The organism is Streptomyces sp. NP-1717, assembly GCF_022695985.1.
Taxonomy (GTDB): domain Bacteria; phylum Actinomycetota; class Actinomycetes; order Streptomycetales; family Streptomycetaceae; genus Streptomyces.
This window is the reverse complement of the sequence record NZ_JAAPBF010000182.1, coordinates 1-14,711: the sequence shown is the minus strand read 5'-3', so window position 1 is coordinate 14,711 and position 14,711 is coordinate 1. Positions and strand designations below refer to the sequence as shown.

Here is a 14,711-nt window from a genome sequence, read left to right as displayed (position 1 = left end):
AACCACTCCCACGTCAGAGGCTGCCATTAGAGTGGCAAGCCTCTGCCACACCCTGCGAAAACAGCGTCGCCGGTCGTTCTGACCAACGCATTGTGCGAGTTGCGGGCGCCGGGCCTCAGACTCTGTCCCGGGTTCCCGGGGGTGTGACAGGTGCGGGGGCGGCCCCCGCGAGCGGGCGCACGCCCGTCGGTACGCCCGGGGGTGACCTTTGGCCACAGCGAGCACGTCAGCTGCCCCGACCCTGATCGGTTCGGTGCGCCGCGCGCTGCGTCTGCTGGAGTCGGCCGGCGCCCACCCGAACGGGGCCCCGGCGAAACAGCTCGCCCGGGAGGCCGGCCTCCCCCTCCCCACTGCCTATCACCTGCTGCGCACCCTGACCCACGAGGGCTATCTGCGCCGTGAGAAGGGTGTGTTCCTCCTCGGGGCCGCGGTGGACCGCCTGGTCAGCGGCGAAGGTCCGGGGACCGGCCGGACCCGGCGCTCGGTGGCCGAATCGATGGAGCGCTGCCGCGATCTGATCGGGGCGCCCGTCTATTTCGCGGTCTACCGCGAGGGCGAGATCGAGATCGTCGCGGTCGCCGACAGCCCCGCCGCGCCCGCCGTCGCCGAATGGGCGGATTTCCGCGAGACCGGGTACGCGCACGCGATCGGCCAGTGTCTGCTGAGCCAGCTCGACGACAACGCCCGCCGGGACCATCTGGACCGGCACCCCGTGCGCCCGCTCACCCCCTACTCCGTGGCCGACCGGCGTGCGCTTCTGTCGCGCCTCGGTGCCATGGGCCGTACGGGACCCGTGCTGGAGCGGCAGGAGTACGCGCTCGGCCACGTCTGCGCCGCCGTGCCCGTCAGGCACGGGCCGGTGGTCGCGGCGCTCGCGACGTCGGTGCCGCTGCATCAGGAGGGAAAACTGCTTCCCAATGTCGAACGGCTATGCAAAGAGATCGGAAACTTGCTCGGCCCGCTTGAATTCTCTATCAGTATCTGAAATATCACTCCTTGTGATCCGTTACTGCGTGTTGGACGATTAAGAAGAGGATCAAGGGGCAACAATATCGGACGTTTCACCCCCTAAACCCCCGAAATCTCTCTGAATTTCTTACTCTCCGTAACTTTCCGTCATCAACTGCGGGGTACATGATGCGCGAGTTGGTTCAGGCCGAAGTCCTGATGAGTTTCCTGGTCTCCGAAGAGCTCTCATTCCGAATTCCCGTGGAACTCCGTTACGAGACCGCGGACCCCTACGCGGTGCGGATGACGTTCCATCTGCCCGGCGACGCCCCGGTCACCTGGGCCTTCGGCCGCGAACTGCTGGTCGACGGCATCAACGAACCCAGCGGTGACGGCGACGTGTACATCTCACCGACCCAGCCCGAAGAGCTCTCCGACGTCCACATCAGGCTCCAGGTCGGCGCCGAACACGCCCTGTTCCGGGTCAGCGCACCGCCGCTGGTGGCCTTCCTCGACCGTACGGACCGGCTGGTCCCGCTCGGCCAGGAGATGACGCTCGGGGACTTCGAGACCAACCTGGAGGAGACGCTCGGGCGCATCCTCGCCGAGGAGAACGCGGGCTGAGGGCTACGCCTTGCGGCGGCGTCCGCCTCCGCCCCGCGTCCGCAGGCCCCCGAACGGGCGCCCGGCGGGCGCCTTCGGCGGCGTTCCCGAGGGTGCCCCTGACGGCGCCCCCGTCGCCGTCTCCGCCGTCGCTCCTCCCTCCGGTGTCCCCGGCCGGTCGGCCGACACCACCAGCGCCGCCAGCACCGTGGTCACCGGCACCGACGCGACCAGACCGATCGACCCGACCAGGGTCCGCACGATCTCCTGGGCCACCAGCTCGCTGTTGGCCACCATCCCCACGCTCGACTGGGCGATCGAGAAGAGCAGCAGCAGCGGCAGCGCGGCGCCCGCGTAGGCCAGGACGAGCGTGTTGACCACCGACGCGATGTGGTCACGCCCGATCCGGATACCCGCCTTGTAGAGGGCGCGCGGCCCCATGTCGGGATTCGCCTGGCGCAGCTCCCACACCGCCGACGTCTGGGTCACCGTCACATCGTCCAGCACACCGAGCGATCCGATGATGACGCCCGCCAGCAGCAGACCGCTCATGTCGATCTCCGGATACAGCCCGTGGATCAGACCGGTGTTGTCGTCCGTGTTGCCCGTCAGACTGGCCCAGCCGATGAACAGCGAGCCCAGCAGCCCGATCAGCAGCAGCGAGATGAGCGTGCCGAGTACGGCGACGGAGGTACGGGCCGTCAGACCGTGGCACAGATAGAGCGCGAGCAGCATGATCGCGCTCGAACCGACGACCGCGACGATCAGCGGATTTGAGCCCTGGAGAATCGCCGGCAGGATGAACAGCGTCAGTACGGCGAACGAGATGACCAGCGCGATCAGTGCCATCAGCCCGCGCAGCCGCCCCACCACGACCACCGCGAGCGCGAAGATCCCGGCCAGCAGGGCCATCGGCGTCGTGCGGTCCACGTCCGTCACCGAGTACTGGAGATCACGGGGCGCGTCGGGGGCGAAAGCCACCACAACGCCTTGTTTCACGTGAAACTGCCGCGGGGCGTCGGGCTGGACGATCTCGACGAACTGACGCCCCTTGTCCTTGCCGGTCGTCACCTCGACCGTCACCTTCGCGCAGTCCCCGGTCTGCGCGCGCTGTGCCTCACGTCCCTCCGGCGTCGTCGTGTCGCCCGTCGGCGGGACCTGGGCGGCGTTCACGTCCTTGCAGTCGATCTGCTCGATCTTCACCACCTGGCCCTGCTCGGTCTGCCGGTCGAAGCCGACGCCGGTGCGCTCGTGGGCCGGGGCGCCGCCGGGCCACAGCACGACGAGTCCCACAACGACGGCCGTGGCGAAGGGGATCAGCACCGCGGCGATGACCCTGCGCAGGTGCTTGGAGACCGGTGCGGCCGGCCCGTGGCTGTGCGAGTGGCCGTGTGTGTCGGGTGTCTGCTGGGGTGAGGTCACCGACCGATCATCGCAAGAACGGCGGGGGCCCTCTGTTCAGCACGCCCGATATCGCGTTAGCGTGGTGGTGCCTTTACACACGCGGGAGCTCGGAGCACCGGGCTGAGAGGACGCTGACTGTGGAGTTCCGGGGCTTCCCCGGACCCCTGAGCTGCGTCGACCGCCGAACCTGTTACCGGGTAATGCCGGCGTAGGGAGTAGGTCTCATATGACCGTTCAGGACGCACGCACGCCTGCCGCACGAGCCATCGGCTGGCACAAGGGATACGTGGAAGGATCGCGGCCCGATCTCCGGGTGCCGGTCCGTCAGGTGCACCTCACCAACGGCGACGACGTGACGCTGTACGACACGTCGGGGCCGTACACCGACCCCACCGTCGAAACCGACGTACGGCGCGGTCTCGCACCGCTCCGGGAGAACTGGATCATCGGCCGCGGCGACACCGAGGAGTACGCGGGCCGCCCGGTCCGCCCCGAGGACGACGGCCTCAAGCACACCGCGCCGCGCGGCGGTCTGCGCAATCTGGACGCGGTCTTCCCCGGCCGCCCGCGCCAGCCGCGCCGGGGCCGGGACGGGCAGGCGGTCACTCAACTCGCGTACGCCCGGCGGGGCGACATCACACCGGAGATGGAGTACGTCGCCATCCGGGAGAACGTCCCGCCCGAGGTCGTACGTGACGAGATCGCCGCGGGCCGCGCCGTACTGCCGGCCAACGTCAACCATCCCGAGATCGAACCGATGATCATCGGCAAACGGTTCCTGGTGAAGGTCAACGCCAACATCGGCAACTCCGCGGTCACTTCCTCCATCGAGGAGGAGGTGGACAAGATGACCTGGGCCACCAAGTGGGGCGCCGACACGGTCATGGACCTCTCCACCGGCCGAAACATCCACACCACCCGCGAGTGGGTGCTGCGCAACTCCCCGGTCCCCATCGGCACCGTGCCGCTCTACCAGGCGCTGGAGAAGGTCGACGGCAAGGCCGAGGAGCTGACCTGGGAGATCTACAAGGACACGGTCATCGAACAGGCCGAGCAGGGCGTGGACTACATGACCGTCCACGCGGGCGTGCTGCTGCGCTACGTGCCGCTCACGGCCCGCCGCAAGACCGGCATCGTCTCGCGCGGCGGCTCGATCATGGCGGCGTGGTGCCTGGCGCACCATCAGGAGTCGTTCCTGTACGAGAACTTCGAGGAGCTGTGCTCCATCCTCGCCTCGTACGACGTGACGTACTCCCTCGGTGACGGCCTGCGGCCGGGCTCCATCGCCGACGCCAACGACGAGGCGCAGTTCGCCGAGCTGCGGACGCTCGGCGAGCTGAACACCATCGCCAAGCGGCACAACGTGCAGACCATGATCGAGGGGCCGGGCCATGTCCCGATGCACAAGATCAAGGAGAACATCGACCTCCAGCAGGAGATCTGCGAGGAGGCGCCGTTCTACACGCTCGGCCCGCTGACGACGGACGTCGCCCCGGCGTACGACCACATCACCTCCGGCATCGGCGCCGCGATGATCGCCTGGTGGGGTACGGCGATGCTCTGCTACGTGACGCCCAAGGAGCACCTGGGCCTGCCCAACCGCGACGACGTGAAGACCGGCGTCATCACGTACAAGATCGCGGCACACGCGGCGGATCTGGCGAAGGGCCACCCGGGGGCGCAGGAATGGGACGACGCGCTGTCGGACGCGCGGTTCGAATTCCGCTGGGAGGACCAGTTCAATCTGGCGCTCGACCCGGACACGGCACGGGAGTTCCACGACGAGACACTGCCGGCCGAGCCGGCGAAGACCGCGCACTTCTGCTCGATGTGCGGGCCGAAGTTCTGCTCGATGCGGATCTCCCACGACATCCGCCGTGACCACGGCGGTTCCCAGGACGAGATCGAGGCGGGCATGGCGGCCAAATCGAAGGAGTTCGCAGCGAGCGGCAACCGGGTGTACCTGCCGATCGCCGACTGAGCCGGGTGACGGACGTCCACGTCCATGGAGTGGCCCCGCCCCACCGGAGCCGGGGCCACTCCGTGGTGCGCTGCCGCTTGGTGTCCGCCATCTCGCGGATGCTGTTCCGCCACAAAATGGCCCGGCTGATGCGGAAGTTCGGCCACGAGGCCGTCCTCGGCGTGGTGGGGAACACGACTCTGCCCCGGCCGCCGGCTCGTGCTGGCGGTCGGGGCAGGGGCAACGGCTGTTGAACGCGAGTAGGGCAGGTCCGGTTCCATCCTGGCCGGGGATGGGAGCGGCCTGCCCTGCTCGATGGGGGTGTGTGTTGGTTACTCGCCGCCGAGGATCTCGTCGACGGTGTTGGTGAGGCCGTCGGCGATGGCGGTGTCGACGTCGGAGCCGACGATGGCGGCGATGATCAGGGCGACCAGGACGATGACGCCGACGTACTCGACGGCGCCCTGGCCCTTGTCGCTGCGGCGCTTGAGGGCGGTGACGGCGGTGTTGGCCCAGGTGCCGACGTAGAGCTTGGCGTTGGTGGCGGCCTTCAGCGTGACGTTCGACATGAGCTTTCCCCTTATGTGTCGGCCGGCCGGTGTCCGGCCGACTCGTACGAGTCTGTGGTGTCGCCCCGCGTTTCCGGCTTCCTCCTGGCCGGTCCCGCTGGCGACATGAGAAACATACGAAGAGGCGGCACCCACCGGCATGGGCCCCAAGACCCAACCCCGGGCCCAACCCACGGAATAGGCCCCACGGACACTCACTCCGCCTTCTGGTGTGCGAGTCCGTGCAGGCCGGGGCTCACTCGGGCTGGTGGTCGGGACCGCCGAAGTCGGGGCTGGAGAAGTCCGGGCTGGAGTACGTCGGACGCCGGCCGGCCGTGGCGCCGTCGTCCGGGCTGGAGAAGTCGGGGCGGCTGTAGCCCATCTTCGGCAGATGCTGCGCCGGGCGGGCCTTCGGTGCCGGCTCCGCGCCGGGCGCGGCCAGGGCCTCGCGCAGGAACGGCAGGATGCCTCGTTCGAGGACGGCGACACGCCACTCCTCGCGGGCCCGTGACACGTCGTCGGGCCACGCGCCGTCCGCCTCGCCGGCCGAGACCTGCGTCGCCGCGTTGCGCAGCGCCGTGATCAGCAGCCCGGCGGCAGCGACCGCCAGACCGACGGCCGTGACGGCGGTGAAGAACCAGCCGACGGTCAGCAGTGTGTCGGAGAAGCCGGGCACCGGACTGAGCATTCTCAACGCGTAGCCGACGAGCAGGAAGACGACGGCCGCCGCGCCCGCGAGGATCGGCACCAGGACGGCGACGACGGCGGCGAGACCCGCGCCGGTCTCGGTGGCCCCGTGCATCGCCGGGGCCAGTACGGAGTTGCCCACCGGTGAGGTCGCCGGGGCGCGGAATTCCTCCCGGATCTTCGCGAAGTGCTCGTACTCGGTCGCGGCGGCGGCGGTTATCAGCGACGTCGCGTTGAGAGCCATCGTGCGCAGTTGTTCGGTATTGAGTCGCTGTCCTACACCGGCCAGATCCGGACGGTCGTGCGCGTGGCGCAGCGTTTCGTCGAGAATCCGCTCGAAATCGGCGCGATCCTCGTTCAGCAGATGCGGAGCGCTGTTCATGTGCGTCCCCCGATGCTCCGTAGAGCCGGATTGCCCGCTGAGAACGGGCGGTTGGCGAAAACGGAGGAGAGCCTGCTACGGATAAGCCGATGGTAGAGCGGTTACGGCACCCGGTGACAGGGGGTTCACTGAAATCGCCTGCCCCCACTCTGTTCAGTTATGCAACGGGAGCCGTACGACCAGAAGCTTTCCGGCCATGGTCACTCCGCCGTCCATGGCGATGGCGAGACCGTCCGCGTACACGTGCGGCCCGTCGACCACGGGTCCGGCGTCCTCCTCGCCGTCCGAGGCGTCCTCGGTGCCGACTTCGCCCAGCAGATACGGGATCGGGCTGTGACCGTGGACGATGCGCTGCCCGCCGTACGCGGCCATCAGCTCCCGGGCGGCGTCCGGGCCGCCGTCGTCACGGAACGCGAAGCGCTTGGTGAGCTTGCGGAAGATGTCCCAGCACTCGTCGGCGTCGTTGCGGGTGAGGATGGCGCGGATGTTGTCGTTGACGTCCTCGATGGTGGCGCCGTAGTCGAGATACGCGGTCGTGTCGGAGTGCATCAGCAGATGCGTGTCCTCCTCGACGAGGGCGTCGAGCCGCGACATCCACTGGAGATGCACGTCCTGGAGGCGCTCCATGTCCGTCTTCTGACCGCCGTTCAGCAGCCAGGCGGCCTGGAAGGTGGCGGTCCCGGCCCCGGAGTTGACGGGGGTGTCGCCGAACCGCTTGGCGCCGAGCAGCAGCAGCTCGTGATTGCCCATCAGGGCCTTGCAGTAACCGCCGGCGGCGGCGGCCTCGGCGGAGAGCCGCATGACGAGGTCGATGACGCCGATGCCGTCGGGGCCCCGGTCGGTGAAGTCGCCGAGGAACCAGAGACGGGTGTTGCCCGCCGACCAGTTGCCCTCGTTGTCGATGAGGCCCTGTTCGGCGAGGGCGGCGACGAGTTCGTCGAGATAGCCGTGGACATCGCCGACGACGAAGAGCGGGCCGAGGCCGTCCGTCTCGGCGGGGCTCTCGGCGGGTACGACGCGCACCTGGGCGGTGTCGCCGCGCTTGATGACCGGGAGGTCCCGTTCGGTGGGGGTGTAGCCCTCGGGGATCTCGTTGCGCGGGACCGCGTTGCCGGGGTGGACGGACGGCGTCGCGTCGGCGGCCGGTGCGGGCGGTGCGGGCGGTGCGGCCGGTGCGGGCATCGGCGGTGCGGCGGGCGCCGGCGGTGCAGGGGACGCCTCCGTGACGACCGCTCCCGCACCGACGAAGCTGCGCGGATCACGGAGCGACGGGGCGTCAGAGACCTTCGCGGCCACCGGAGTCGGAGTGGGAGCCGGGGCCGGTGCGGGCCGCCCGGCGGGCACGGTGGGCGAGATGCCCCGCGGATCCGTACGGGGCGGGACGCCGAGACTTCCCGGAGCACCGGGCTGCTCGGCCGCCTTGGACGCCACGGGCGGCACGGGTTCCCCCGGCTGCACGGGAACCTGCGTGTACGGCGGCACCCGGAAATCGCGCAACGTCGCCGTCCGCACCACGGGTCCCTGACCGGTCCCGGCCCCCTGAGTCATCGACCCCTCCACCAACGTCGCGCCTCCGTACACCTTTCGCGCCCGCCTGGTCGGGCGGGACATCCCCACCGGAGGGAGGGGAGGGTCCGCGGTGTCGTGCGCCCATCATAGGAATGCAGCCACCCCTGTGTGACGCACCAGGGGTGGTCAATCCGATTCCACCCACGTTTAACCGGATGTTTTCACGCGGATCGCCCGAATTGTGCGATGCGTGTCCCGTCTCCGGTCCGTACCAGGTTCGTCCGCGGTCGGTCTCCGGTCCGTCTCCGGTCCGTCTCCGTCCGTCTTCGGCCCCTGCCTTCGGCCCCTGCGCGTCAGTCGCGCGCGGGGGACCTCGGAGCGCTGACCGTGGTGCGGGGCGGGCGCCGTTGGGACGAGGTCCGGACGATCAGCTCCGTGGGTATCACCTGCTCGACCGGCCGCCCGGTGTCGATCCCCTCGATGGCGTCGATGAGGAGCTGCACGACGGCCGTGCCGATCCGGCGCGGCTTGAGCGAGAGCGTCGTGATGGGCGGTTCGGTGGTCGCGTACACGGTGGACTCGCTGCAGCAGACGAGCAGCAGGTCCTCGGGCACCCGCAGGCCGTACCGTCGCGCGGCGGCGAGCAGATCGGTGCCGTTCGGATCGAAGAGCCCGTACACCGCGTCGGGCCGGTCCGGCCGGGCGAGCAGCCGGTCGGCGGCGACGGCCCCGGCGCAGGGGTCGTGCGCGGGGTAGGACTCGTACACCGGGTCCTGTCCGACGCGTTCGCACCAGCGCAGATACGCGGTGGTGGAGAGCCGGGTGTACGTGTCGGTGGTGGTCCCGGTCAGCAGCCCGATCCGGCGGGCCCCGGCGGCGGCGAGATGGTCGAGCAGATCGAGTACGGCGGCCTCGTGGTCGTTGTCGACCCAGGCGGTGACGGGGAGGGTGCCGGCCGGGCGGCCGTCGGAGACGACGGGCAGGCCCTGGCGCACGAGTTCGGTGACGACCGGATCGTGGTCGGAGGGGTCGATCACGACGGTGCCGTCGAGTGCGACGTTCGACCAGACGTCGTGCCGCGAGGTGGCGGGCAGGATGACGAGGGCGTAGCCGCGGGCGAGCGCCGCGGAGGTCGCGGCCCGCGCCATCTCGGCGAAGTAGGCGAATTCGGTGAAGGTGAAAGGTTCATCCCCGTACGTGGTCACGGTCAGGCCGATCAGACCCGACTTGCCGGTACGGAGGGTTCGGGCCGCGGCGGACGGCCGGTAGCCCAGCCGCTCGGCGACTTCACGGACATGTCGGCGTGTGGCGTCGGGTAACCGTCCCTTGCCGTTGAGCGCGTCGGAGACGGTCGTGATGGAGACACCGGCTGCGGCGGCCACGTCCCGGATGCCCGCCCGACCTTGCCGGCTGCCCCGGCGGGATGTGTCCGTCCGGCTCACCTGGTGTTTCCCTGCTGGTGTCATGGCGAGCCGATAGTAGGGCGCATCAAGGTGGTAAGGCCGGTCGCATATTCACTCCCCAAGAGTCACGTTTCTGCATGATCAACAACGCTCAATCGACGTGGAAATCAAGGTCGTTGAGCGATTCGGTTGTGGTCTGTCAAGCGTTGAGCTGGATGGGCCTGGCGAGTGTCCGATGTCTCGAAGAGGTCTCAACTCACCCTCACGGGGGATGCGCGCCACGGCGTGAGCCACCGGCGCGCGCCAGGTTCGCGAGCGCTCCCCTTGCGGGGACCGGTCTCCGAGGGAGTCGGGGACCGGTCTCGCGGGCGGTATTCGCAGCGCCCGTCAATCCTCTTAAGGTGAGCAGTATTGGTACATCCGCATGAGGCGAGCCGATGATGTGCACGGCCCCCAGAACGCCCGAGGAGGACCCGCGGTGAGCGAGACGAGCCCGAAGCTGCGCGCCGAGCTGGACGGCATTCCCACCTACAAGCCGGGCAGGCCGGCGGCGGCCGGCGGGCCCGCCGCGTACAAGCTGTCGTCGAACGAGAACCCCTATCCGCCGCTGCCCGGCGTGATGGAGACGGTGCTGGCCTCGGCCGGCACGTTCAACCGTTACCCCGACATGGCGTGCACCGGCCTGATGAACGAGCTGGCCGACCGCTTCGGGGTGCCGGTCTCGCACCTCGCGACCGGTACGGGCTCCGTGGGCGTCGCCCAGCAGCTCCTCCAGGCCACCTCGGGCCCCGGCGACGAGGTGATCTACGCGTGGCGGTCCTTCGAGGCGTACCCGATCATCACCCAGATCTCGGGCGCCTCGTCGGTGAAGGTGCCGCTGGACGCGAACGAGGTGCACGACCTCGACGCGATGGCGGACGCGATCACCGACCGGACCCGGATGATCTTCGTCTGCAACCCCAACAACCCCACCGGCACCGTCGTGCGCCGGGCGGAGCTGGAGCGGTTCCTCGACCGGGTGCCGGAGGACGTGCTGGTGGTCCTGGACGAGGCGTACCGCGAGTTCATCCGTGACACCGAGGTCCCCGACGGCGTCGAGATCTACCGGGAGCGGCCCAATGTGGCCGTGCTGCGGACCTTCTCCAAGGCGTACGGCCTCGCGGGTCTGCGGGTCGGCTTCGCGATCGCCCACGAGCCGGTGGCCGCCGCGCTGCGCAAGACCGCGGTGCCCTTCGGTGTGAGCCAGATCGCGCAGGACGCGGCGGTCGCCTCGCTGCGCGCGGAGGACGAGCTGCTCGGGCGGGTGGGGTCGCTGGTCGCCGAGCGCACGCGCGTGTACGACGGGCTGCGCGACCAGGGCTGGACCGTGCCCGCGACGCACGCCAACTTCGTCTGGCTGCGGCTGGGGGAGCGTACGGCCGACTTCGCGGCGGTGTGCGAGCGGGCGGGCGTGACGATCCGGCCGTTCGCGGGCGAGGGGGTGCGGGTCACGATCGGCGAGTACGAGGCGAACGACCTGTTCCTGCACACGGCGGAATCGTTCCGCAAGGAGATCCCCGAGGGCGCGGCAGGACCCGCGGGGGCCTGAGGGCCCGGGGCCCACGGCGTTCCGCGGAGGCTTCCGGCAGCCTCCGCGCACGGCTTTCCGGCGCGCGGTCGCGGCCGGATGTTCGAAGGGGACCCCCCTTGAAGATCCGGTCGGGCCGTGCGCCATACTTTTGCTTGTGAATGTGAACGCGTTCACAAGCGTGTCCCTGTATCCCGGTTCCTCCCGGTCAGGACGGGACCAACAGGGCAAGCCGCCGCCCCGAAAGGACGGCTCGTAAGGAGAAGGAGAGACGACGACGTGGACATCGCACTGGCTCCCGAGACTCTCGCGCGATGGCAGTTCGGCATCACCACCGTCTACCACTTCCTCTTCGTCCCCCTGACGATCTCCCTCGCCGCGCTCACCGCCGGCCTGGAGACCGCCTGGGTGCGGACGTCGAATCCGAAGTACCTCAGGGCGACGAAGTTCTGGGGCAAGCTCTTCCTGATCAACATCGCCATGGGTGTCGTCACCGGCATCGTGCAGGAGTTCCAGTTCGGGATGAACTGGTCCGACTACTCACGCTTCGTCGGCGACGTCTTCGGCGCCCCCCTGGCCTTCGAGGCGCTGATCGCCTTCTTCTTCGAATCCACCTTCATCGGCCTGTGGATCTTCGGCTGGGACAAGCTGCCCAAGAAGATCCATCTGGCCTGCATGTGGATGGTCTCGATCGGCACGATCCTCTCCGCCTACTTCATCCTGGCGGCCAACTCCTGGATGCAGCACCCGGTCGGCTACCGGATCAACGAGGAGCGCGGCCGGGCCGAGCTGACCGACTTCTGGGCCGTACTGACGCAGAACACCGCGCTCGCCCAGTTCTTCCACACCATGACGGCGGCCTTCATGGTCGGCGGCGCGTTCATGGTCGGCATCTCCGCCTTCCATCTCGCGCGGCGGGGGCGCAAGGGCCACCGCGAGAACATCCCCGTGATGCGGACCTCGCTGCGCCTCGGGCTGGTCACGCTGGTGACGGCCGGCCTGCTCACCGCCGTCAGCGGCGACACGCTCGGCAAGATCATGTACGAGCAGCAGCCGATGAAGATGGCCGCCGCCGAGGCCCTCTGGGACGGCGAGGCGCCCGCGCCGTTCTCCCTCTTCGCCTACGGAGACGTGGACGAGGGCCACAACAAGGTCGCCCTGGAGATCCCCGGCCTGCTGTCCTTCCTCGCCCACAGCGACTTCGACTCCTTCGTCCCCGGCATCAACGACGTGCAGAAGGCCGAGCAGGAGAAGTACGGGCCCGGCGACTACCGGCCCAACATCCCCGTGGCCTACTGGGGCTTCCGCTGGATGATCGGCTTCGGCATGGCGTCGCTGGGGATCGGCCTGCTCGGCCTCTGGCTGACCCGCCGCAAGTTCCTGCTGCCGAAGGCGCTGCGGACGGGCGAGGACGAGGTGCCGCATCTCGTGCTCTTCCGCAACAAGGCGCTCAGCGCACGCTTCGCCCACATGTACTGGGTCGTCGCCCTGTGGACGATGCTCTTCCCGCTGATCGCCAACTCCTGGGGCTGGATCTTCACCGAGACCGGCCGGCAGCCCTGGGTGGTCTACGGGGTGCTGCGCACCGCCGACGCCGTCTCCCCCGGCACGTCGCAGGGCGAGGTGCTCACCTCCATGATCGTCTTCACCCTGCTCTACGCGGTGCTCGCCGTCATCGAGGTCAAGCTGCTCGTCAAGTACGTCAAGGCGGGACCACCGGAGCTGACGGACGACGACCTCAACCCACCCACGAAGATCGGCGGCCACGACTCCGAGGACGCCGACCGCCCGATGGCCTTCTCGTACTGAGGAGTTGATCCGAATCATGGAACTCCACGACGTCTGGTTCGTGCTGATCGCCGTCCTGTGGACCGGCTACTTCTTCCTTGAGGGCTTCGACTTCGGGATCGGCGTCCTGACGAAGCTGCTCGCCCGCGACCGCAAGGAGCGCAGGGTCCTCATCAACACCATCGGACCCGTCTGGGACGGCAACGAGGTGTGGCTGCTGTCGGCGGGCGGGGCGACCTTCGCCGCGTTCCCCGAGTGGTACGCGACGCTCTTCTCCGGTTTCTACCTCCCGCTCCTGCTGATCCTGGTCTGTCTGATCGTGCGCGGTGTCGCCTTCGAGTACCGCGCCAAGCGGCCGGAGGAGCGCTGGCAGCACAACTGGGAACAGGCGATCTTCTGGACCTCGCTGCTGCCGGCGGTGCTGTGGGGCGTGGCCTTCGGGAACATCGTGCGCGGCGTGAAGATCGACGCCGAGATGGAGTACGTGGGCAACCTGGCCGACCTGCTCAACCCGTACGCGATCCTCGGCGGGCTCGTGACGCTGACCCTCTTCACCTTCCACGGCGCGGTGTTCGCGGCGCTCAAGACGGTGGGGGACATCCGGGCGCGGGCGCGGAAGCAGGCGGTGGCTCTCGGGCTGCTCACGGCCGTGCTGGCGCTCGGATTCCTGAGCTGGACCCAGCTCGACAGCGGGGACGGCGCGAGCCTGGCCGCGATGGTCGTCGCGGTGGTGGCGCTGGTCGGGGCGATCGTGGCGATCAGGGCGGGCCGGGAAGGGTGGTCGTTCGCGCTCTCCGGGCTGACGATCGTGGCCGCCGTGGCGATGCTCTTCCTGACGCTCTTCCCGAACGTCATGCCGTCCTCGCTCAACGAGCAGTGGAATCTGACGGTGACCAACGCGTCGTCGACGCCGTACACCCTGAAGATCATGACCTGGTGCGCGGGCATCGCCACGCCCGTCGTCCTGCTCTACCAGGGCTGGACGTACTGGGTCTTCCGTAAGCGCATCGGTACGCATCACATCGCGGACGCGCACTAGCTGACTGGGCGGGTGTTTCACGTGAAACCGATCGATCCGCGTCTGTTGCGGTACGCACGGGCCACCCGGCGCTTCCTGGTGGCGGTGGTGGTGCTGGGACTGGCCGGAGCGGCGCTGGTCGTGGCCCAGGCGATGATCATCGCCGAGGTGGTGGTCGGCGCGTTCGAGGACGGGCTCGGCGCCAGCGGGCTGCGTACGCCACTGCTGCTGCTCGGCGCGGTCGCCGTCGGGCGCGCAGTGGTCGCGTGGCTGACCGAGCTGGCGGCGCACCGGGCGAGCGCGGCGGTCAAGTCCGAGCTGCGGGGGCGGCTGCTGGAGCGGGCGGCGGAGCTGGGGCCGGGGTGGCTGAGCGGTCAGCGCACCGGATCGCTCGTCGCGCTGGCGACGCGTGGCGTGGACGCGCTCGACGACTACTTCGCGCGCTATCTGCCGCAGCTCGGTCTCGCGGTGGTCGTACCGGTCGCGGTACTGGCGCGGATCGTGACCGACGACTGGGTGTCGGCGGGCGTCATCGTGCTGACGCTGCCGCTGATTCCGCTGTTCATGGTGCTCATCGGGTGGGCCACTCAGTCCCGGATGGACCGCCAGTGGCAACTGCTGTCGCGGCTGTCGGGTCACTTCCTCGACGTGGTCGCGGGGCTGCCCACGCTGAAGGTCTTCGGGCGGGCGAAGGCCCAGGCGGAGTCGGTGCGGGAGATCACCTCGGAGTACCGGCGGGCCACGCTCCGGACGCTGCGCATCGCGTTCCTGTCGTCCTTCGCGCTGGAGCTGCTCTCGACGCTGTCGGTCGCGCTGGTGGCCGTGGGGATCGGGATGCGGCTGGTCCACGGGGACCTGGATCTCTACACGGGCCTGGTGGTGCTGATCCTGGCG

12 protein-coding genes and 1 riboswitch are annotated in these 14,711 nt (G+C 69.1%); of the genes, 7 read left to right on the top strand and 5 right to left on the bottom strand.

Features of this window, described 5'->3' with window-relative positions; genetic code table 11:
* The first annotated feature begins 208 nt into the window (after positions 1–208).
* Together GXP76_RS27150 and GXP76_RS27145 are read left to right on the top strand one after the other, a co-directional pair.
* On the top strand, positions 209–985 hold the full coding sequence (locus GXP76_RS27150) for an IclR family transcriptional regulator (protein WP_242574247.1): 777 nt from the start codon (positions 209–211) through the stop codon (positions 983–985).
* A 152-nt stretch (positions 986–1,137) separates the two neighbouring features.
* Complete coding sequence (locus tag GXP76_RS27145) at positions 1,138–1,572, top strand: SsgA family sporulation/cell division regulator (RefSeq protein ID WP_242574246.1); 435 nt, start codon at positions 1,138–1,140, stop codon at positions 1,570–1,572.
* Between the two features lie 3 nt (positions 1,573–1,575).
* On the opposite strand, the gene GXP76_RS27140 is transcribed toward GXP76_RS27145, so the two are convergent.
* Positions 1,576–2,973, bottom strand: a complete 1,398-nt coding sequence (locus tag GXP76_RS27140) for a YibE/F family protein (protein WP_242574245.1) — start codon at positions 2,971–2,973, stop codon at positions 1,576–1,578.
* A 71-nt stretch (positions 2,974–3,044) separates the two neighbouring features.
* A riboswitch (TPP riboswitch) is annotated at positions 3,045–3,187 on the top strand.
* Between GXP76_RS27140 and thiC the strand changes: the two genes are divergently transcribed.
* Entirely contained in the window at positions 3,182–4,936 is a 1,755-nt protein-coding gene (thiC, locus tag GXP76_RS27135; protein WP_242574244.1) for a phosphomethylpyrimidine synthase ThiC, read from the top strand. Its footprint overlaps the riboswitch before it by 6 nt.
* Before the next feature lie 311 nt (positions 4,937–5,247).
* On the opposite strand, the gene GXP76_RS27130 is transcribed toward thiC, so the two are convergent.
* From GXP76_RS27130 to GXP76_RS27115, 4 genes are all read right to left on the bottom strand, one after another.
* Positions 5,248–5,484: a hypothetical protein gene (locus tag GXP76_RS27130; RefSeq protein WP_242571436.1), complete on the bottom strand. Its 237-nt coding sequence runs from the start codon at positions 5,482–5,484 to the stop codon at positions 5,248–5,250.
* Between the two features lie 235 nt (positions 5,485–5,719).
* Positions 5,720–6,532, bottom strand: a complete 813-nt coding sequence (locus GXP76_RS27125; RefSeq protein ID WP_242574243.1) for a hypothetical protein — start codon at positions 6,530–6,532, stop codon at positions 5,720–5,722.
* Between the two features lie 153 nt (positions 6,533–6,685).
* Entirely contained in the window at positions 6,686–8,080 is a 1,395-nt protein-coding gene (locus GXP76_RS27120) for a metallophosphoesterase (RefSeq protein ID WP_242574242.1), read from the bottom strand.
* 314 nt (positions 8,081–8,394) lie between these two features.
* Entirely contained in the window at positions 8,395–9,507 is a 1,113-nt protein-coding gene (locus GXP76_RS27115; protein WP_164251772.1) for a LacI family DNA-binding transcriptional regulator, read from the bottom strand.
* 415 nt (positions 9,508–9,922) lie between these two features.
* Between GXP76_RS27115 and hisC the strand changes: the two genes are divergently transcribed.
* The 4 genes from hisC to GXP76_RS27095 form a co-directional block, all read left to right on the top strand.
* Positions 9,923–11,032 (top strand): histidinol-phosphate transaminase, encoded by a 1,110-nt coding sequence (gene hisC / locus GXP76_RS27110; RefSeq protein WP_242574241.1) that lies wholly within the window; start codon positions 9,923–9,925, stop codon positions 11,030–11,032.
* A gap of 258 nt (positions 11,033–11,290) precedes the next feature.
* A complete protein-coding gene (locus GXP76_RS27105; protein ID WP_242574240.1) occupies positions 11,291–12,820 on the top strand; it encodes a cytochrome ubiquinol oxidase subunit I in 1,530 nt (509 codons plus the stop codon).
* 16 nt (positions 12,821–12,836) lie between these two features.
* Positions 12,837–13,838 (top strand): cytochrome d ubiquinol oxidase subunit II, encoded by a 1,002-nt coding sequence (gene cydB, locus GXP76_RS27100; protein ID WP_242574239.1) that lies wholly within the window; start codon positions 12,837–12,839, stop codon positions 13,836–13,838.
* 21 nt (positions 13,839–13,859) lie between these two features.
* On the top strand, positions 13,860–14,711 hold an 852-nt coding region (locus GXP76_RS27095), incomplete at its 3' end, for an ABC transporter transmembrane domain-containing protein (protein ID WP_242574238.1).